General features: G+C 61.4%; 17 protein-coding genes. 9 read left to right on the forward strand and 8 right to left on the reverse strand.

What is annotated here, in order from left to right; all coding sequences use genetic code 11:
* The first annotated feature begins 160 nt into the window (after nucleotides 1-160).
* The 7 genes from rnr to dnaB all read left to right on the forward strand — a co-directional run bounded on the left by rnr (nucleotide 161) and on the right by dnaB (nucleotide 7,306).
* On the forward strand, nucleotides 161-2,707 hold the full coding sequence (rnr, locus tag P3C18_RS03900) for a ribonuclease R (RefSeq protein ID WP_275960560.1): 2,547 nt from the start codon (nucleotides 161-163) through the stop codon (nucleotides 2,705-2,707).
* Nucleotides 2,704-3,459 (forward strand): 23S rRNA (guanosine(2251)-2'-O)-methyltransferase RlmB, encoded by a 756-nt coding sequence (rlmB, locus tag P3C18_RS03905; protein WP_275960561.1) that lies wholly within the window; start codon nucleotides 2,704-2,706, stop codon nucleotides 3,457-3,459. Before rnr ends, rlmB begins: the two co-directional genes overlap by 4 nt.
* Before the next feature lie 253 nt (nucleotides 3,460-3,712).
* On the forward strand, nucleotides 3,713-4,135 hold the full coding sequence (gene rpsF / locus P3C18_RS03910; RefSeq protein ID WP_090249650.1) for a 30S ribosomal protein S6: 423 nt from the start codon (nucleotides 3,713-3,715) through the stop codon (nucleotides 4,133-4,135).
* A 28-nt stretch (nucleotides 4,136-4,163) separates the two neighbouring features.
* A complete protein-coding gene (rpsR, locus tag P3C18_RS03915) occupies nucleotides 4,164-4,394 on the forward strand; it encodes a 30S ribosomal protein S18 (RefSeq protein ID WP_069519637.1) in 231 nt (76 codons plus the stop codon).
* Nucleotides 4,395-4,430: 36 nt separating this feature from the next.
* Nucleotides 4,431-5,324, forward strand: coding sequence for a hypothetical protein (locus P3C18_RS03920; RefSeq protein ID WP_275960563.1), 894 nt, complete (start codon nucleotides 4,431-4,433; stop codon nucleotides 5,322-5,324).
* 21 nt (nucleotides 5,325-5,345) lie between these two features.
* Nucleotides 5,346-5,792 (forward strand): 50S ribosomal protein L9, encoded by a 447-nt coding sequence (rplI, locus tag P3C18_RS03925; protein ID WP_275960565.1) that lies wholly within the window; start codon nucleotides 5,346-5,348, stop codon nucleotides 5,790-5,792.
* Nucleotides 5,793-5,911: 119 nt separating this feature from the next.
* Nucleotides 5,912-7,306 carry a replicative DNA helicase gene (gene dnaB / locus P3C18_RS03930; protein WP_090249643.1) on the forward strand — a complete coding sequence of 465 codons (1,395 nt, stop codon included), beginning with the start codon at nucleotides 5,912-5,914 and terminating at the stop codon, nucleotides 7,304-7,306.
* Nucleotides 7,307-7,338: 32 nt separating this feature from the next.
* Here dnaB and P3C18_RS03935 read toward each other — a convergent pair whose 3' ends face one another.
* Nucleotides 7,339-8,040 (reverse strand): YafY family protein, encoded by a 702-nt coding sequence (locus P3C18_RS03935; protein ID WP_275960566.1) that lies wholly within the window; start codon nucleotides 8,038-8,040, stop codon nucleotides 7,339-7,341.
* Between the two features lie 63 nt (nucleotides 8,041-8,103).
* Nucleotides 8,104-8,469 carry a VOC family protein gene (locus P3C18_RS03940; RefSeq protein ID WP_275960567.1) on the reverse strand — a complete coding sequence of 122 codons (366 nt, stop codon included), beginning with the start codon at nucleotides 8,467-8,469 and terminating at the stop codon, nucleotides 8,104-8,106.
* 250 nt (nucleotides 8,470-8,719) lie between these two features.
* Here P3C18_RS03940 and alr point away from each other — a divergent pair, with 250 nt between their 5' ends.
* Nucleotides 8,720-9,799, forward strand: a complete 1,080-nt coding sequence (gene alr, locus P3C18_RS03945; RefSeq protein WP_275960568.1) for an alanine racemase — start codon at nucleotides 8,720-8,722, stop codon at nucleotides 9,797-9,799.
* 1 nt (nucleotide 9,800) lies between these two features.
* Here the strand turns inward: alr and P3C18_RS03950 are convergent, their stop codons facing one another.
* On the reverse strand, nucleotides 9,801-11,705 hold the full coding sequence (locus P3C18_RS03950; RefSeq protein WP_275960569.1) for a diguanylate cyclase: 1,905 nt from the start codon (nucleotides 11,703-11,705) through the stop codon (nucleotides 9,801-9,803).
* A gap of 132 nt (nucleotides 11,706-11,837) precedes the next feature.
* Entirely contained in the window at nucleotides 11,838-13,748 is a 1,911-nt protein-coding gene (locus P3C18_RS03955) for a diguanylate cyclase (protein WP_275960570.1), read from the reverse strand.
* A 202-nt stretch (nucleotides 13,749-13,950) separates the two neighbouring features.
* Here P3C18_RS03955 and P3C18_RS03960 point away from each other — a divergent pair, with 202 nt between their 5' ends.
* Nucleotides 13,951-16,266 (forward strand): YgiQ family radical SAM protein, encoded by a 2,316-nt coding sequence (locus tag P3C18_RS03960; protein WP_275961572.1) that lies wholly within the window; start codon nucleotides 13,951-13,953, stop codon nucleotides 16,264-16,266.
* Between the two features lie 136 nt (nucleotides 16,267-16,402).
* Here the strand turns inward: P3C18_RS03960 and P3C18_RS03965 are convergent, their stop codons facing one another.
* From P3C18_RS03965 to P3C18_RS03980, 4 genes are all read right to left on the reverse strand, one after another.
* Complete coding sequence (locus P3C18_RS03965; RefSeq protein ID WP_275960571.1) at nucleotides 16,403-17,668, reverse strand: Hsp70 family protein; 1,266 nt, start codon at nucleotides 17,666-17,668, stop codon at nucleotides 16,403-16,405.
* 157 nt (nucleotides 17,669-17,825) lie between these two features.
* Nucleotides 17,826-18,782: a YbhN family protein gene (locus P3C18_RS03970; RefSeq protein ID WP_275960572.1), complete on the reverse strand. Its 957-nt coding sequence runs from the start codon at nucleotides 18,780-18,782 to the stop codon at nucleotides 17,826-17,828.
* A 143-nt stretch (nucleotides 18,783-18,925) separates the two neighbouring features.
* A complete protein-coding gene (locus P3C18_RS03975; protein WP_275960573.1) occupies nucleotides 18,926-19,363 on the reverse strand; it encodes a YqaA family protein in 438 nt (145 codons plus the stop codon).
* Nucleotides 19,364-19,387: 24 nt separating this feature from the next.
* Entirely contained in the window at nucleotides 19,388-20,116 is a 729-nt protein-coding gene (locus P3C18_RS03980; RefSeq protein WP_275961573.1) for a VC0807 family protein, read from the reverse strand.
* Nucleotides 20,117-20,178 lie beyond the last annotated feature (62 nt).

The raw sequence follows: 20,178 nt of genomic DNA on the forward strand, positions 1-20,178 counted from the left end.
CCCGTCGTTGTGGCGCGCATAATACGGACCGAGTTTTTACTTGTAAACCCCTGTTGTTAAAAAATTTTATTCTGTGTGCCGGGCTGACCTGGACAGTGGTTTCGCGCTTCAATAGGCACATGGCAAACCGAATTTGTGTAGATAAGGTGAATTACCTCTAATGGCCGATTGGCAATCCCTCGATCCCGAGGCCGCTCGTGAAGCGGAAAAATACGAAAACCCCATTCCAAGTCGCGAGCTGATCCTGCAGCACTTGTCTGACCGTGGCTCCCCGGCGAGCCGTGAAGAGCTGGCCGATGAATTTGGCATGGCCACTGAAGAGCAGCTCGAAGCTCTGCGTCGCCGTCTGCGCGCCATGGAGCGCGATGGTCAACTGATCTATACCCGTCGTGGCACCTATGCCCCGGTAGACAAGCTCGACCTCATTCTTGGTCGCGTCAGCGGGCACCGCGATGGCTTTGGTTTTCTGGTGCCGGATGACGGCAGCGATGACCTGTTTTTGAGCCCTGCGCAAATGCGCCTGGTGTTCGATGGTGACCGTGCACTGGCGCGGGTTTCCGGCCTCGACCGTCGTGGTCGTCGTGAAGGTGCCGTGGTTGAAGTGATCTCCCGCGCCCACGAAAGCATCGTTGGTCGTTATTACGAAGAAAGCGGCGTCGGCTTTGTAGTCGCCGATAACCCGAAGATTCAGCAGGAAGTGCTGGTAACGCCAGGGCGTAACGCCGGCGCCAAGCAGGGCCAGTTCGTTGAGGTGAAAATCACCCACTGGCCGACGACGCGCTTCCAGCCCCAGGGCGATGTGGTTGAAGTGGTTGGCAACTATATGGCGCCGGGCATGGAAATCGACGTTGCCCTGCGCAGCTACGACATTCCCCACGTCTGGCCCGAAGCTGTAGTGAAAGAAGCGCGCAAGCTCAAGCCGGAAGTCGAAGAGAAGGACAAAGAAAAGCGCATCGATCTGCGCCATCTGCCGTTCGTCACCATCGACGGTGAGGACGCCCGCGACTTCGATGACGCCGTGTATTGCGAGAAAAACGGCAGTAACTGGCGGCTGTTTTCCGGCGGCTGGAAGCTCTATGTCGCCATCGCCGACGTTTCCCATTATGTGAAGATCGATTCGGCGCTAGATGCCGAGGCCCAGGTGCGCGGTAACTCGGTGTACTTCCCGGAGCGGGTTATCCCGATGCTGCCGGAAGAGCTGTCCAACGGCCTGTGCTCGCTAAATCCGCATGTCGATCGTCTGGCCATGGTGTGCGAGATCAGTATCTCGAAGACCGGCAAGATGACTGATTACCAGTTCTACGAAGCGGTGATCCATTCCCACGCGCGCCTGACCTACAACAAGGTCAGCGCCATGCTTGAGCAGCCCAAGGGTAGCGAAGGCAAGGCCCTGCGTGGCGAATACAAAGAAGTACTGCCGCACCTCAAGCAGCTGTATTCGCTGTATCAGGTGCTGTTGGCTGCGCGCCATGAGCGCGGCGCCATCGATTTTGAAACCCAGGAAACTCGGATCATCTTCGGTGCCGGTCGCAAGATTGCCGAGATTCGCCCAACCCAGCGCAACGATGCGCACAAGTTGATCGAAGAGTGCATGCTGGCCGCCAACGTGGCCACGGCAGCGTTTATGCAGAAGCATGAAATCCCGGCGTTGTATCGCGTGCACGACTGTCCGCCGCCGGAGCGCGTAGAGAAACTCAAAGCGTTCCTCACCGAGCTGGGGCTGTCGCTGCACCGTGGCAAGTCGAAGGATGGTCCGTCGCCTAAGGATTACCAGCTGCTGCTGGAAAGCATCCGCGAGCGCCCGGATTACCACTTGATCCAGACGGTGATGCTGCGCTCGCTCAGTCAGGCAGTTTATAGCGCCGACAATCAGGGCCACTTCGGCCTGAATTACGAAGCGTATGCGCACTTCACCTCGCCGATCCGTCGCTATCCGGATCTGTTGATCCATCGGGCGATTCGCAGCGTGGTCCGCTCCAAGCTCGACACCCCGCACGTTAAGCGTGCCGGCGCGACGATCATGCCGCGTGCGCGGATCTACCCATACGACGATGCGATTCTCGAGCAGCTCGGCGAGCAGTGCTCGATGTCCGAGCGCCGCGCCGATGAGGCGACCCGCGATGTAGTGAACTGGCTCAAGTGCGAGTTTATGAAGGATCGCGTCGGTGAAACCTTCCCGGGTGTGATCACGGCTGTGACGGGCTTTGGCCTGTTCGTCGAGCTGAAGGATATCTACGTCGAAGGTCTGGTGCACGTCACCGCCTTGCCGGGCGATTACTACCACTTCGACCCCGTGCATCACCGTCTGGCGGGCGAGCGCAGTGGTCGCAGTTTCCGCCTGGGCGATAGCGTTGAGGTCAAGGTCATGCGCGTTGATCTGGACGAGCGCAAGATCGACTTCGAGCTGGCTGAGGGTAAAGCGGCCGTGCCGGCCGGTCAGCGTCGTGGTGGTTTTGAGTCGGCGGCGGGTAAAACCGGGCGTCGCGGTGAGCGTGCTGCGCCGGGTAATACCGATGTGGAAAAGAGTCGTGCGCTGAAAAAATCGCTGCTCAGTGATTCGAAGAGCAAAGCCGGTAAAGGCGCGGCCAAGGGTGAGTCGGCCAAGCCAGCTAGCAAGTCAGGTAAGCCAGGCGCGCACCGCAAGGGCGCTCCGGCTGGTGGGGCGCCGGCGTCCGGCGGTGCACGCAAGCGTAAGGCGAAGTCATGAGCCAGCTGGAGAAAATCTATGGCGTGCACGCCGTAGAGGCGCTTTTGCGTCACCATCCGAAGCGGGTTAAGCAAATCTGGCTGGCCGAAGGGCGTAATGATCCGCGGGTGCAGGTGTTGCTGGCGTTGGCTGCGGATGCGCGGGTTGCTGTCGGTCAGTGCGAGCGCCGCGAGATGGATGCCTGGGTCGAGGGTGGTGTGCATCAGGGCGTAGTCGCCGATGTCAGCCCTAGCCAGGTCTGGGGCGAGGCGATGCTCGACGAGCTGCTTGATCGCACCGAGGGCGCCCCCTTGTTGCTGGTACTCGACGGTGTGACTGATCCACACAACCTCGGCGCTTGTCTGCGTACTGCCGATGCGGCCGGTGCGCTGGCCGTAATTGTGCCGAAGGACAAATCCGCCACGCTCAACGCTACCGTGCGTAAAGTCGCCTGCGGTGCGGCTGAAGTGATTCCGCTGGTGGCGGTGACCAACCTGGCGCGCAGCTTGGAGAAACTCCAGCAGCGCGGCCTGTGGGTTGTTGGTACTGCTGGCGAGGCTGAGATGGAGTTGTACGAGCATGATCTGACCGGGCCAACCGTGCTGATCATGGGCGCCGAAGGCAAAGGTATGCGCCGCCTGACCCGTGAGCACTGTGATTACCTGGTCAAGCTGCCGATGGCGGGTAGCGTCAGCAGCCTCAACGTATCGGTGGCCACTGGGGTGTGCCTGTTTGAGGCGTTGCGTCAGCGCAAGGCTGGCAGCAAGAAGTAACCCGTTGCGGGCGCCCACAGGGTGCCCGCTGCGATTGAGTCGTAAGTAGCGTCTTCCTGCTCGTGCAATCGCATCGAGTTGTTCAAATAATCACCAGTTCACCTTGCGTGTGGCGGGGGGCTTCACTAGAATGTCGCCCCTTGCCGCGACGGCAGGCTCTTTGGCGCCTTTCTGTTTCAGCAAGACAAACAAGTGAAATTCACTCCTTGCCTGACCGCATTTGGCGGCAGGCTACAACCCGTAAGGAGCATTTATGCGTCATTACGAAATCATCTTTCTGGTTCACCCGGACCAGAGCGAGCAAGTCGGCGGCATGGTTGAGCGTTACACCAAGCTGATCGAAGAAGACGGCGGCAAGATTCACCGCCTGGAAGATTGGGGCCGTCGTCAGCTGGCTTACGCCATCAACAACGTCCACAAAGCTCACTACGTGATGCTTAACGTTGAGTGCACCGGTAAAGCCCTGGCTGAGCTGGAAGACAACTTCCGTTACAACGATGCCGTGATCCGTAACCTGGTCATCCGTCGCGACGAGGCCGTTACTGACCAGTCCGAGATGCTCAAGGCCGAAGAAAACCGCAGTGAGCGCCGTGAGCGTCGTGACCGTCCTGACAACGCCGATTCTGTTGATGGCGATGACAGCGACAACAACGACAGCGACAACGCTGACGAGTAATCCACGGATCTATTGAGGAGCCACTCTCATGGCACGTTTCTTCCGTCGTCGTAAATTCTGCCGTTTTACTGCAGAAGAAGTGAAAGAGATCGATTTCAAAGATCTCAACACGCTGAAAGCTTACATCTCGGAAACCGGCAAGATCGTTCCTAGCCGTATCACCGGTACTAAGGCTCGTTATCAGCGTCAGCTGGCTACCGCTATCAAGCGCGCCCGCTTCCTGGCCCTGCTGCCTTACACCGACAGCCACGGCCGCTGAGACCGGATGTTCGACAAGAAGTAAGGGATAGATCGCATGCGCGCCATAGCTGAATTCATTATGCGCGGCCGTATGCAGGCCACTCTCGTAGTGGTGGTTTCTGCGGCGTTGCCGCTGTTGTTCTGGTTAAGTGCTGCCGCTGGAAGCCTGGTGCTTCTGCGGCGCGGTTGGAGTGATGCCTTTGGCATCCTCGCCTGGGCCCTGCTACCGGCTATTGGCTGGTGGTATTTCGGTGAGCCGCGCACCCTGTTGGTGTTGCTCGGTGCGCTGGGATTGGCGTTGTTGTTACGCGCCAACCTGTCCTGGAATCGTGTGCTGCTGTGCAGCGTGGCGTTGGGCCTGGTGTATGGGCTGGTTTTGGGCGCGGTGTTCCGCGAACCCATCGAGGCAATGGCGCTTGAGCTGCAAAAGCTTATGCCGCAAATGCTCGATGGGGTTCACCAACAGATGTCGGTGGATGAGCGAGCGCGTCTGGATAGCCTGATTGCACCGGTACTGACCGGATTGATCGCGGCGTTGTTGCAGATAGTCGGCTTGTTGAGCCTGATGCTTGGGCGCTTCTGGCAGGCGCAGTTGTATAACCCGGGTGGTTTTGGTCGCGAGTTTCGCGCGCTACGCCTCCCGACCCCGCTGGCGATGTTGCTGCTGGTTGGCATGCTGTTGGGGCCCAATCTGGGTCCGCAAATGGCCATGTTGACGCCGTTGTGCAGTGTGCCGTTGGCGTTTGCGGGCATCGCCCTGTTGCATGGGATGGTGGCGCAAGGTCGGCTAGGTAAGTTCTGGCTGGTCGGGTTGTACATCACGCTGTTGCTGTTTATGCAGCTGACTTATCCGTTACTGGTGGTTTTGGCCATTGTCGACAGTCTGCTTGATTTTCGTGGTCGCTTTGAGCGCAAACAAGGCTCGGGCCCCGCGAACGGTGAAGGTTAAAAGTTAAGAGGTTATTACCAAATGGAACTGATCCTGCTGGAAAAAATCGCCAACCTGGGCAACCTGGGCGATAAAGTGAATGTTAAGGCCGGTTACGGTCGTAACTTCCTGCTGCCGCAAGGCAAAGCTACCGCTGCTACCGCCGCAAACGTTGCTGCGTTCGAAGCGCGTCGCGCCGAGCTGGAAAAACTGGCTGCCGAGAAGAAAGCTTACGCTGAATCCCGTGCTGCTCAGTTGGCTGAACTGGAAGTCACCATCACCGCTACCGCGGGCGATGAAGGCAAACTGTTCGGCTCCATCGGTACTCACGACATCGCTGAAGCCCTGACCGCCTCCGGCGTTGAAGTGGCTAAAGCTGAAGTGCGTCTGCCGAACGGCACCATTCGTCAACTCGGCGAATACGACGTAGCCGTGCACCTGCACAGCGACGTTGAAGCAACCGTTAAGGTTGTCGTAGTAGCAGCCTAATAGGCTCGCGACTAAGTGGACTTGCACTCAGGTGCCTGGCCGCTAACAATCAGGCACGACATTGCGCAAGCGGTGTCGTGCCTTTTGTTTTGTGAACACCGAATTTTGCCCAGAGCCTTATGAACGACATCAGCCTGCCCGAACAGTACGACCTGCAAACCTCCGCCCTGAAGGTGCCGCCGCACTCGATCGAGGCCGAGCAAGCCGTACTCGGCGGCCTGATGCTCGACAACAATGCCTGGGAGCGGGTGCTTGATGCGGTGTCCGATGGCGACTTCTATCGGCACGACCACCGCCTGATCTTCCGCGCGATCTTCAAGCTGGCCGAGCGTAACCACCCCTTCGACGTGGTGACCGTGTCCGAGCAGCTGGACCAAGAAGGGCAGCTGTCGCAAGTCGGCGGCCTGGCCTACCTCGGCGAACTGGCGAAGAACACGCCGTCGGTGGCCAACATCAAGGCCTATGCGCAGATCATTCGTGAGCGCGCCACGCTGCGCCAGTTGATCGGCATCAGCGGCGAGATCGCCGACAGCGCCTATATGCCGCAAGGCCGTACCGGCGCCGAGATTCTTGATGAGGCCGAGCGCCTGATCTTCCAAATTGCCGAGGCGCGGCCTAAGACCGGCGGCCCGGTGGGGATCAACGATATCCTGGTCAAGGCCATCGACCGCATCGATACCCTGTTCAATGCCGGCGACGCGATCACCGGTCTGTCCACCGGCTTTACCGATCTGGACAACCTGACCAGCGGCCTGCAGCCGGCCGACCTGATCATCGTCGCCGGCCGACCATCCATGGGTAAGACCACCTTCGCCATGAACCTGGTGGAAAACGCGCTGATGCGCAGTGACAAGGTGGTGATGGTGTATTCGCTGGAGATGCCTTCCGACTCCATCGTGATGCGTATGCTCGCCTCGCTTGGGCGCATCGACCAGACCAAGGTGCGTGCCGGTCGCCTCGACGACGACGATTGGCCGCGTCTGACCTCGGCGGTCAACCTGCTGAATGACCGCAAGCTGTTTATCGACGATACCGCCGGTATCTCTCCCTCGGAAATGCGTGCGCGTACCCGCCGCCTGGCCCGTGAGCACGGCGAGATCGGCCTGATCATGGTCGACTACCTGCAGTTGATGCAGATTCCTGGTTCCAGCGGTGACAGCCGAGTCAACGAGATTTCCGAAATCTCCCGCTCGCTCAAAGCTCTGGCCAAGGAGTTCAACTGCCCGGTGATTGCCCTCTCGCAGCTTAACCGTGGCCTGGAGCAGCGCCCGAACAAACGCCCGATCAACTCCGACTTGCGTGAGTCCGGTGCGATCGAGCAGGACGCCGACATCATCATGTTCGTTTACCGCGACGAGGTGTATCACCCCGAGACCGAGTACAAGGGCGTGGCCGAAATCATCATCGGCAAGCAGCGTAATGGCCCGTTGGGTACGGCGCGGCTGGCGTTTCTCGGCAAGTTCTCGCGTTTCGAAAACCTCGCGCCGGGTAGCTATCAGTTCGACGACGAGTAATCCGGCTTGCTCTAAGCCGCGCTCATCAGGCGTTAGCTTTTGTACAGCGGTGCGGTGGCGTGCTCGCCTAGATAGGGCTTGAGGTAGTCCTCCAGGCGTTGGCCCTCCACCGCTGCAAAGGTCTCCGCACGGTCCTGCAGCTGCTCGACGCGGTCGATGCGGAAGTTGCGAAAGTCGTTGCGCAGCTCACACCAGCTGCACAGGGTCCAGGTTTGCCCCCAGAAGAACAGCCCCAGCGGCCAGACGCAGCGTTGGCTGGTCTCTCCGCGTTCATCGCGGTAGCTGATCAGCAGTTTGTGGCGCTGGCGAATGGCTTGGCGCAGCTGGCCGAGCCAGTGCACGGGGTACGGATTGGTTTCAGGGGCAAACAGCTGGTTGCGATTGAGCTCATCGCGCAGCTCGTTGGGCAGCACGCTGTGGATCTTCGCCAGTGCCGATTCCGCCGCCCGTTGCAGTTGTGGGTCCGCCCAGGCTTTGACCATGCGCGCGCCCACCAGCAAGGCTTCTATCTCCTCGCGCTCGAACATCAAGGGCGGCAAATCCATCGGTTGGCGCAGCACGTAGCCGACGCCGGCTTCACCTTCCAGCGGCACTCCGGAAAGTGAGAGGTCCTGGATGTCGCGATAAATAGTGCGCACCGATACTTGCAGGCGCTCGGCCAGCCACTGGGCGGTGGTCAGGCGACGGCTGCGCAGGAACTGCACGATTTGAAACAGACGGTCGGCGCGTCTCATGTTGTCTCAGCTGTTCTCGCTCTGGATTACCGGGCGCGCTGACGCACGCCCGGAATGCTGGGTTTAGGACATGCTGTGCAGGCCCACTTCATTACCTTCGCTGTCTTTTATCACAGCGATAAAGCCATGCGGCGCGATGGACATCTTGCTGTGGATAATCACACCGCCTGCCGAGGGCACCCGGTTTACCACGGCATCCAGTTGGCCCTCGACATTGAGGTAGACGCGGGTGCCGCCAATGCCACTCTGTTGCTCGGCAGACTCGCTCAGGCAGCCACCGACACCGCTTTCCAGCGCGTGGGGGAACAGTGCCATGCGTCCGCCCATGCCCTCCATGACCTCCAGCGGTGTGGCCAGGGCGCGTTCATAGAAGCCACGGGCACGCTCGAAGTTGCTGACAAATAGTTCGAACCAGTTAATCGCATTCATGTTCTCTCTCCTTGAAGGTTGGGGTGCGACAGGCAACGGCAGTATCTGACGGCGCGTTTTAGCCTGTGGAACCCACTCTAGGGGAGGGCTACTGACAGCTTATTGTCAGTAGCTTTTGCCTCGCTGCAATTAAATCTGAGTTGCTAGCCGCGGCATTGCAGGCGTGTGGCGTGTGCTGGGCTACCTGGCGTTTGCAGCCCAAGAGCTGAGGGTTAAGATGCTCGGCTTTAGCCTGCCGTGGAGCCCTGTCATGCGCCCTCTTGTTGCCACCATCGATCTGTCTGCCATTGCCCACAACTATGCGGTGGCCAAGCGCTGTGCACCGGGGCGGCAGGCGTTTGCGGTGGTCAAGGCGAATGCCTATGGGCATGGCGTGCGTGAGGTGGTGACGGCGCTGCACGATGTGGCCGACGGCTTTGCCGTGGCCAGCCTAGAGGAGGCCGCCGAGGTGCGCGCGCTGCATGGTGAGGCGCGGATTCTATTGCTCGAGGGCTGCTTCGAGGCGGACGAGTACCAGTTCGCCGCGCAGCTGGGTCTGGATGTGGTGCTGCACAGCGAGCAACAGGCACAGCAGTTGCTCGCCGCCAGTCTGGCGCGGCCGGTGAATGTCTGGCTGAAGCTGGACAGCGGCATGCATCGCCTAGGGTTTAGCGCCGCTGCCGTGCGTGAATGGTATGACCGTTTGCAGGGCGCTGCGCAGGTGGCCGAGCTAAATCTGCTGAGCCATTTTGCCTGTGCCGATGAGCGCGGCAGTGAAACCACCGAACTGCAGCTGGAACAGTTTCTCGATCTGCTGGATCTGGATTTTGCCCAGCGCTCGTTGGCTAACTCGGCGGCGATTCTGACCATTCCGGCGGCGCATATGGATTGGCTGCGTCCTGGCATCATGCTCTACGGCGCCACGCCTATTGCTGATCTGGGCGTCGCTGAGCTGGGCCTGCGCCCAGCCATGAGCCTGACCGCGCAGCTGATTGCCTGTCGCGAGGTGGCGGTGGGGGAAACGGTTGGCTATGGCGGCACCTGGCGCGCCGAGCGGCCGTCGCGTATCGGCACGGTGAGTTGTGGTTATGCCGATGGTTACCCGCGCCATGCGCCGGCAGGCACGCCGGTTATCGTCCGTGGTCAGCGAGTGGTGCTGGTTGAGCGGGTGTCCATGGATATGTTGACTGTCGACCTGACGGATCTGCCCGATGCCGCCGTGGGTGAGGCAGTCGAACTGTGGGGCGCACAATTACCGGTGGATGAAGTGGCTCAGGCCGCCGGCACCATTGGTTACGAGCTGCTCAGCAAGGTCACTGCGCGGGTGCCGCGGCGCTACCGCAACAGCTGAGTCAGAGCAGGCCGCTGGGCACGCTGAGCACATCCAGGTGCAGGCGCGCGCTGTTGCTCAGCTCGCCGTCTTCGCCGCATACCGCCGAGCCTGAGCGGCCGCGAGTCTTGACCCGATAGAGCATCTCGTCGGCTGCCTTGTACAGCGCGGTAAAGGTGCCGGCGTGTTGCGGGTACAGCGCCACGCCAATGCTGATGGTCACGGTCAGCCGTTCGGCGCCGTACATCACCGGTTTGGCCAGCTCGGCGAGCAGGCGATTAGCGATTTCCCGGGCGTGCTCTTCGGCATCGGCGCCACACACCAGTACGGCAAACTCATCGCCGCCCAGGCGCGCCACGGTATCTCCGGCGCGTACATGTTCACGCAGGCGTAGAGCGATCTGCTGCAGCATAAGGTCGCCGGCATCGTGGCCGTGTTTGTCGTTGATTGGTTTGAAGTGGTCGAGGTCGATCAGCAGCAGGGCAATCGCTTCGCTATGCCGACGGGCGTTGGCTAGCGCGGTTTCGCAGCGCTCGACCAGGTAGCGGCGGTTTGGCAGCTCGGTCAGCGGGTCGTGAAACGCCGCGTGCTGCAGCGCCTGCTCACGCTGGCGCAGGCGTTCATTGGTGGCGGCCAGTTCTGCGGTGCGCAGCTCAACCGAGTGCTGCAGGTCGGCGGCATTGGCCTGGGCCTGGGCCAGGCGTGCGGTTTTTTCTCGGTCGGCCTGGAGGATCGCGTCGGCTTTCTCCTGCTTGAGAATCTGGATGCGATAGGCCAAGGCGAAGGAGAACAGGATGGCTTCGGCCGCTACCGCCAGCGGGAACAGGTAAGCGGTGGACTCGCCCGGCTGCACCACGCCGGCGGCGCGCAGCACCAGAATCACGAAACTCAGCAGCACGCTGCCGTAGCCCAGCAGGTAGAACAACGCCGGGGTAAAGCCCTGCCGCCAGCGGATGACGGCACTGAGCAGCAGGGTGGGCACGGTGACAATCGGGATCAGCCCGATCAGCAGGCCGGTTTCACTGCGATAACCGGCCAGATTGACCGCCAGGGCCAGTAGGTAAACCGCGATACAGCTATTGAGGATGGTGTGGGCAATGCGCAGGGTGGTGCGGGTGGACAGCAGCGCCTGGGCAAAGCGCAGGATGCCCAGGCTGACCAGAATCGGCAGGGTAATGCGGTCCAGCCAGGCTGGCACCGGATCATCGGGCCAGAGGTATTGGAAGCCATGGCCGCTCATGCTGGCGATAAACACCAGGGACGCGGCCATGGTCAGCACATACCAGAGGTACGCCGGGTCGCGCAGGGCCAGCAGAATAAACAGGTTGTACAGCAGCAGGGCGAGGATCACCCCGTAGATCAGACCGAGCACCAGGTGCTCGCGCTTGGCCAGTTGCTCCAGGTCGTGCAGCTGCCAGATACGCAGCGGGAAGGAGTTGCCGGCCGGATCAAAGGTGCGCAGGTAAAGGGTTTGCGTCTGCTCGCCGAGTGGCGGCAGGCGGAATACCGCGCGGCGGTAATCATGGTCGCGCCCTGCGGCAAAGCCGACGCGCTCACCGGCTTGGCGCAGTTGCCATTGGCCCTGGGCGCTGGGCAGAAAGACTTGCAGGTCGAGCAGGGTGACTGCGCCGACTTCCAGCCACCACTGGCTGGGCGCGTCACTGGCGCGTTGCAGGCTGAGTTTGATCCACCAGGGGTTGCTGCTTTGGCCGACGCTGGTACGCCCGGCAGCCGGCTGAAAGCGGCTTTGCACGGCAGGGTCGGCCATGTCGGCGATGCTCAGCTGGCCGCCGACATCTTCCAATAGTTCGATTTGTCCGTTGAGCACGCTGCCGCTGCTTGGCGCGCTCAGCACTACCGGGCTGGCAACACTCAGGCCGCTAAACAGGCTCAGCAAGAGGAGGGTGGCTAAGGTTAGGCGCTGCACTGCAGACTTCCCGATGTCGAGTGGCGTTTGCGCGAGTATAGGCACAGCTGCCTGATCGTTCACAGAAGTTGCCAGCACGACGTTGGTTTGGTGATAACTGGGCGGTGAGCTGTGCTCGCGGCTTGCGCCTAATCAGCTCAAACCACTGGGTACATTCAGCACATCCAGCTGCAGGCGGGCGCTGCTGCTCAACTCACCATCTTCCCCGCAAACGGCCGAGCCCGAGCGGCCGCGGCTCTTGACCTTGTAGAGCATTTCATCGGCAGCCTTGTATAGCGTGGTGAAGTTACTGGCGTGACGCGGGTACAGTGCCACGCCGATGCTGATGGTTACGGTAAGGCGGTCAGCGCCGTAGGCCACCGGCTTGGCCAGCTCGTCCAGCAGGCGGCGAGCGATGTCGCGGGCATGCTGCTCGGCATCTTCGCCGCAGATCAGCACGGCAAACTCATCACCGCCCAGGCGCGCCACCGCATCCCCCGAGCGCACATGCTCGCGCAGGCGCTGGGCGATGCTTTGCAGCATCAGGTCGCCAGCGTCGTGGCCGTATTTGTCGTTGATTGGTTTGAAATGATCGAGGTCGATCAGCAACAGGGCGGTGGCTTCACTGTGCCGGCGGGCATTGGCCAGCGCCGCTTCACAGCGTTCGACCAGAAAACGCCGGTTAGGCAGCTCGGTCAGTGGGTCGTGGAAGGCGGCGTGTTGTAGCTCGCGCTCGCGTTCGCTGAGCTGCTGGTTGGCCAGGGCCAGCTCTGCAGTGCGCAGTTTGACGGCACTTTGCAGTTCATCGGCGCTGCCCTGCATCTGCGCCAAGCGTGCGGTTTTTTCGCGGTCGGCCTGTTCCAGGGCTTTGGCTTTTTCCTGTTTGAGCGTCTGGATGCGATACGCCAGAGCGAAAGAAAACAGAATCGACTCGGCCGCCACCGCCAGTGGAAATACATAGGCATTCCAGGTGGCTGGTTGTACCAGGCCGGTGGCGCGCATTAGCGCCAGGCTGATGCTGCCGAGGATCAGGCCGTAGCCACAGAGATAGAGAAAGGCCGGGAAGTAGCCCTGGCGCCAGCGGATCAGCGCCGAGCCCAATGCCGCCGGGATGCTGGTCAGCGATAGCAGGGCGATGATCCAGGCAGCGCTATGACGTTGTCCCAGGCCTTCCAGAGCAACCGCAATCACATAGCAGGCGCAGGCCAGGCTCAGCAGATGGTGGGCCCAGCGCACATGACTACGGGTTTGCAGCAGCACTTGGGTGAAGCGGCAGGCGCAGAAGCCCCACAGCGACGGCAGGGTGATGCGGTCCAGCCAGAAGGGCACGGGGTTGTTTGGCCACAGGTACTGGAAGCCATGACCGCTCATGCTGAGGATCATCAGCAGGGCGCCAGCGGTGGTCAGCACGTACCAGAAGTAGGCCGAGTCGCGCAGGCTGAAGAAGATAAACAGGTTGTACAGCAGCAGGGCGGCGATGATGCCGTAGACCACGCCGAGGGCGAGATTCTCTTCTGCGGCCCCTTGGATCAGGTCGTCCAGCTGCCAGGCACGCATTGGGAATGAGTTGCCGGCAGGGTCGTAAGTGCGCATATAGAGGGTCAGGGGGCGCTGATCGAGTTCCGGCAGTTTGAACAGCATATGGCGGAATTCGTGGTCACGGCCCTCGCGGTGGCTGACCAACTCGCCGGATTGGCGTGCCTGCCAGTTGCCGTTCTGCTCTGGTAGATACAGGCGTAGGTCGAGCTGGGTGACGGAACGGACTTCCAGCCACCACTGGCTGGGGGCGTCTGCGCTGCGCTGTAGGGTGAGCTTGATCCACCAGGGATTACGGCTCTGGCCAACGCTGGCGCGGCCATTGGCTGGCTTGAAGCTGCCCTGAATAGCCGGATCGGCCATATCGGCAATGCTCAGTTGCCCGCCGATATCTTCGAGAAGTTCGATCTGCTCATTCAGCGAGGTGCCGCTGCTGGCTGCTGTCAGCTCGATAGTTGCGTGCGCCAGGCCGCTAGCAAGTGCCAGGCTCAGCGTGAAGAAGATCGAGAAGGCTAAGCGTTGCACCACGGTTACCCCTTGCCCCGGCTGTCAGCGACCGATGTTGTGGGCTGGAGTATAGCCGTAAGCCACTACCGCAACGCTACAACTGCAAAGGGCTATTTCGGCGGTTAAACCTAGCGTCTAAGTCGGGTTTGGTTAAAATTTGTGCTATATTCCGCGCCCGCGATTTTCCATCCCTGTTCGCCTACGCCGGTCACTTTCCATGTCCATGCAAGCCGCCAAGCCGTTATTCGATTATCCAAAATACTGGGCCGAGTGTTTCGGGCCGGCGCCTTTTCTGCCGATGAGCCGGGAAGAGATGGATCAGCTTGGCTGGGACAGCTGCGACATCATCATCGTCACCGGTGACGCGTATGTGGATCACCCCTCGTTTGGCATGGCGATTATCGGCCGGCTGCTGGAGTCGCAGGGCTTTCGCGTCGGCATCATTGCCCAGCCGAACTGGCAGTCGAAAGACGACTTTATGAAACTCGGCGAGCCGAACCTGTTCTTCGGCGTCGCGGCCGGCAACATGGATTCGATGATCAACCGCTACACCGCCGACAAGAAAATCCGCTCCGACGACGCCTACACCCCAGGCGGCATGGCCGGCAAACGCCCGGACCGCGCCAGCCTGGTGTACAGCCAGCGCTGCAAAGAAGCCTATAAAAACGTGCCGATCGTCCTCGGCGGTATCGAAGCCTCGCTGCGCCGCATCGCCCACTACGACTACTGGCAGGACCGCGTGCGCAACTCGATCCTGATCGACGCCAGCGCCGACATTCTGTTGTACGGCAACGCCGAGCGCGCCATCGTTGAAGTGGCGCAGCGTCTGTCCTACGGCCACAAGATCGAAGACATCACCGACGTGCGCGGCACCGCGTTTATTCGCCGCGACACGCCGCAGGGCTGGTACGAGGTGGATTCCACGCGTATCGACCGGCCGGGCAAGATCGACAAGATCATCAACCCGTATGTGAACACCCAGGACACCGCCGCCTGCGCCATCGAGCAAGAAAAAGGCCCGCAGGAAGACCCGAACGAGCCGAAGGTTGTGCAGATTCTCGCCAGCCCGCGCATGACCCGCGACAAGACGGTGATCCGCTTGCCGTCCATGGAAAAAGTGCGCAACGACCCGGTGCTGTACGCCCACGCCAACCGCGTGCTGCACCTGGAAACCAACCCGGGCAACGCCCGCGCGCTGGTGCAGAAGCACGGTGAGGTGGACGTGTGGTTCAATCCGCCACCCATCCCGATGACTACCGAGGAAATGGATTACGTGTTCGGCATGCCCTACGCGCGTGTCCCTCACCCGGCGTACGGCAAAGAGAAAATCCCTGCCTACGACATGATCCGTTTCTCGGTGAACATCATGCGTGGCTGCTTTGGTGGTTGCACCTTCTGCTCGATCACCGAGCATGAAGGACGGATCATCCAGAACCGTTCGGAAGAGTCGATCATCCGTGAGATCGAAGAAATCCGCGACAAGGTGCCGGGCTTTACCGGGGTGATTTCCGACCTCGGCGGGCCGACCGCCAACATGTACCGCATCGCCTGCAAGAGCCCGGAAATCGAATCCGCGTGCCGCAAGCCGTCCTGCGTGTTCCCCGGTATCTGCCCGAACCTGAATACCGATCACTCGGCCTTGATTCAGCTGTACCGCAGCGCCCGCGCTTTGCCCGGTGTGAAGAAGATTCTGATTGCCTCGGGCCTGCGTTACGACCTGGCGGTCGAGTCGCCGGAGTACGTCAAGGAGCTGGTCACCCACCACGTCGGTGGCTACCTGAAGATCGCCCCGGAGCACACTGAGGAAGGCCCGCTGAATCAGATGATGAAGCCGGGCATTGGCAGCTACGACAAGTTCAAGCGCATGTTCGAGAAGTACTCGAAAGAGGCGGGTAAAGAGCAGTACCTGATCCCGTACTTTATCGCCGCGCACCCAGGCACCACCGACGAAGACATGATGAACCTCGCGCTGTGGCTCAAGGGCAATGGCTTCCGCGCCGACCAGGTGCAGGCCTTCTACCCGTCGCCGATGGCCACCGCCACGGCCATGTACCACTCGGGCAAGAACCCGCTGCGCAAGGTCAGCTACAAGAGCGACGGCGTGACCATCGTCAAGAGCGAGGAACAGCGCCGCCTGCACAAAGCCTTCCTGCGTTATCACGACCCGAAAGGCTGGCCGATGCTGCGCGAAGCGCTGACCCGCATGGGCCGCGCCGATCTGATCGGGCCAGGCAAGAACCAGCTGATCCCGCTGCATCAGCCGGCTACCGACAGCTACCAGAGTGCACGCCGCAAGAACTCGACGCCGGCCGGCAGCCACAAGGTCGCCAAGGACACCAGCAAGAGCAAGCCGATGTTGACTCAGCACACCGGCTTGCCGCCGCGTGATACCGGTGCTGCTGGTGGCAACCCCTGGGACAAACGTGAGCAGGCCAAGGCCGCCGCGCAGGCGCGTAACCAGCAGGCCGCCAAGGAGCGTGCCGATGCCGCCAAAGGCAAAGGCAAGAAGCCGGTGAAGAAGCCGGCCGTGCCGCGCTGATTCTGCAGCAATAAAAACGCCAGCTTCGAGCTGGCGTTTTTTATTCTGGCGTTTGCGGTTTTGTCGCGGCTGAAGCCCCTCCCACAATCACTGCAAACTAGGTGGGAGGGGCTTTAGCCGCGAGCTGTTGCAGTGTTTAGCCGTAGCGTTTGTAAGCCTCGATGGCCAGGCCGCTGCCGATGCTGCCGAAGGTATTGCCTTCCACATGCTGGGCGTTGGGCAGCATCGCCGCGACGCTCTGGCGCAACGCCGGAATGCCGCTGGAACCGCCGGTAAAGAACACTGTATCGACCTGCTCAACAGTAACGCTGGCATCGCTGAGCAGCTGGGTGACGCTGGCGCGCACGCGCTCCAGCAGCGGCTCGATGGCATCCTCGAACAGTGTGCGGGTCAGCTCGGCGACCAGGCCGTCTTCCAGGCGGCTGAGGTCGATGGGCCGTGCATCCTGTTCGGTCAGGGCGATTTTGCTTTCCTCCACCTGCATGGCCAGCCAGTGGCCGTCACGGCGCTCGATCAGCTGGAACAGGCGGTCAATGCCGGTCGGGTCGACGATGTCGTAGCGCATGCTCTGCAGCTGGCGCTGCGACTGTGCCGAGTACACCGCGTTGATGGTGTGCCAGGTGGCCAGGTTCAGGTGCGTGCTGGTGGGCATCGGCGCATCGCTCTTCATCCGGCTGCCGTAGCCAAACAGTGGCATGACGCCGGCCAGGGAGAGTTGCTTGTCGAAGTCGGTACCGCCGATGTGCACGCCGCCAGTGGCGAGGATGTCGCTATGCCGGTCGGCCACTGCGCGGCGTTCGGGCGCCAGGCGCACCAGGGAAAAGTCCGAGGTACCGCCGCCGATGTCGACGATCAACACCAGCTCTTCGCGGCTGATGCCCGACTCGTAGTCAAAGGCCGCGGCGATGGGCTCGTACTGGAACGACACGTCCTTGAAGCCGAGCTTGTGCGCCACGGCCACCAGGGTGTTCTGTGCTTCCAGGTCGGCCACCGGGTCATCGTCGACGAAGAACACTGGGCGGCCCAGCACCACTTCTTCAAAGGGACGGCCGGCAGTGGCCTCGGCGCGGTTTTTCAGCTCACCGATAAAAAAACCGAGCAGGTCTTTAAACGGCAGGGCGCTACCCAGCACGGTGGTTTCGCTTTTCAGCAGCTTGCTGCCCAAGAGGCTCTTCAGCGAGCGCATCAGGCGGCCTTCGTAGCCTTCCAGGTATTCCTGCAGGGCCAGGCGACCATAGACCGGGCGACGCTCTTCGAGGTTGAAGAACACCACCGAGGGCAGGGTGATCTTGCCGTCTTCCAGGGGAATCAGGGTCTCGGCGTCGGGGCGCAGCCAGCCGACGGTGGAGTTGGAGGTGCCGAAGTCGATGCCGCAGGCGCGGGCGGGTGTAGAGAAAGTCATGCGGCGCGCTGTTCCTGAATAAGTACCGGGAGGTTTCTGGGCATCCTGTCACGACAGCCGGCGAGTGGCTGTCTGACGGTGGGCCGCAAAAACGGCCGCGCATTCTATGCGAGTGTGCGGCGCAATGCTGCCCCCGGTTATCCGGTGTTGGTTCGGCTCAGGGGAGTGGTGGATTGTCTGGGGTGGTGCGGCGGCTCTGCCACTGTGTCCATTCGAACCCCAGTACCACCAGCAGCGACAGGGCAAACGGCAACAGCAGGTAGAAGCAGCGGAACACGATCAGCGCGGCGAGAACGTCCGCCGCTGGCAGCTCGGGCATCGCCGCGAGGAAGGTCACTTCCAGCACACCCAGGCCGCCAGGGGCGTGAGACAGCAATGCCAGGGAGAACGAGGCGAGGAACACGCCGAACACCACCAGATAGCCTGGGTTGTGCTCCGCCGGCAGGGCGAAGTAGATGATCGCTGCCGCGCAAGCCAGCTCCAGCGGGCCGGCCAGCAGCTGGCGGCCGACAATCCCCAGGCGCGGGTATTCGATATGCAGCTTGCCCCAGTGCCAGGGCTTGAAGTGTCGCCAGGAGCCGAGCACATAGAGCGCAACCAATAGCAGCAGGAGTCCGCCGATAATCTCGGAGACCAGCGGCGTGACCTTGGCCACGCGGTGGATCAGGTCCGGCTCCAGCAGCAGTACACAGCCGCTGGCCAGGAGGGTGCCGAGGATGAAGGTGAAGGAGCAGAAGACGATCAGGATGCCGATTTCCTGCGGCGTCATACCTTTGCTGCGGTAAGCGCGATAACGCACCAGGGCGCCTGAGAACACTGAGGCGCCGATGTTGTGGGCCAGCGCATAGGTGGTGAAGGAACACAGGCTGATAAAGCGCCAGGAAATCTTTTTGCCCAGGTGCGCCAGGGCGATGCGGTCGTACCAGGCCAGGGCGCTATAGGCGCCAAGGGTGGCCGCTGCGGCCAGCAGCCAATCCAGGCGCGGAATGGCGCGCAGGCTGTCGGCGATTTCATTCAGGGAAATAGTGCGAACTTGGTGATAGAGCAAGTAACACGACAACAGCACGGCGCCGAGCCCCACGAGGGTCCAGACCAGATCGCTCCTTTTCATCACGGATGCAGCTCCATTGAGATCACTCCTTCGTACTGCGACTGTCCCCGCGCACGCCTGTGCGAAGGCTGCGCAGTATCACGGAGGCATGGCCGCTACTCAACCTCGGACTTGTTGTTGGCGTTACGGCGTTTGTCGCGTGCGACTCAACCCCAGCCAAGGGTCAGGGCTGCCAATACAGCATAGCGGGCGGTTTTCGCCAGGCTGACGATCAGCAGGAACACCCATAGGCGTTCGCGCATTACTCCGGCCACCAGGGTCAGCGGGTCGCCGATGATGGGCACCCAACTCAGTAGCAGCGACCAGCGGCCGTAACGGGCATAACCGCGTTGCGCCTGCTGCAGGCGCGCGTCGCTGACCGGGAACCAGGATTTGTGGCGAAAGTGTTCGAGGTAGCGGCCGAGCAGCCAGTTGATCAGCGCGCCGAGGATATTGCCGACACTGGCCACCGCCAGCAGGGCCCAGGGCGAGTAGGCGCCACTGAGCAGCAGCGCCACCAGTACGCTTTCCGATTGCAGCGGCAGCAGGGTGGCGGCGCCCAGGGCCGAAATAAACAGGCCCAGGTAGGCGGAGAGCGTCAGCATTCGTGGCGCGCCGGGCCGAGTGGCTTAGGGCTGCTTGTCCTGCTCGGCATTGGCCATCACGTCTTCCAGCTTGAGGCCGGTAAGACCGTGGATGGTGCGCCACAGGTAATAGAAGATGGCCATCAGCATGATCATCGAGGGAATCGCGATCATTGGGTAGCTGAGCAGGTTCATCCGCCCCAGCTCGGCGTTGAAGGCTTCGCTGCCGGCCGGGCTGATCACGATCCACTTGGCCAGCACGTAGTTCATCGCCGAGGAGAAGAAGAAGGTGCCGCTCAGCCAGTAAGTAGCGCGGAGCAGGCGCGTTTCGAACAGCTCGGTGTTGCCGGCCTGCTCCAGGCGCTCATGGATCTTGTCGACGTTGAGCACGGTCTTGTTGAACAGCATGGTGCGGATCAACGGGAAGCGGGTGCGGGTCGATACCAGCACGGCGATGCCGATGATGCCGGGGATCGCCGCTTCCTTGATCGCCAGCCACTGGTTATCCAGTTTGAGCAGGCCGATGCCGCCGGTAAGCAGCACGCTGACCAGACCGAGCAGGGCGATAAAGTTGAATTTGCGGTACTTGAGCAGCTCGAAGCTGCCCCAGCCCAGCGGGAAGGCCAGCGCCAGCATCAGCGCACCGTCGGCACCCAGGCGGCTCTCGCCACTGAGTTTCATCAGAATCAGGGAGGGAATCAGGATACTGACCAGCAAATCGATCAGTGGGCGGGGTTTGTGCGTGGCCTGAGTGCTTTGCGTGGTATCGGTCATGTCATTCAAGGTGCAGGAAAGAGACGCGATCATCGCCTGCCTTAGCGGCGGCTACCAGCCCA

The sequence above is a fragment of the Pseudomonas sp. 1928-m genome (genome assembly GCF_029269135.1).
Classification (GTDB): Bacteria; Pseudomonadota; Gammaproteobacteria; order Pseudomonadales; family Pseudomonadaceae; genus Aquipseudomonas.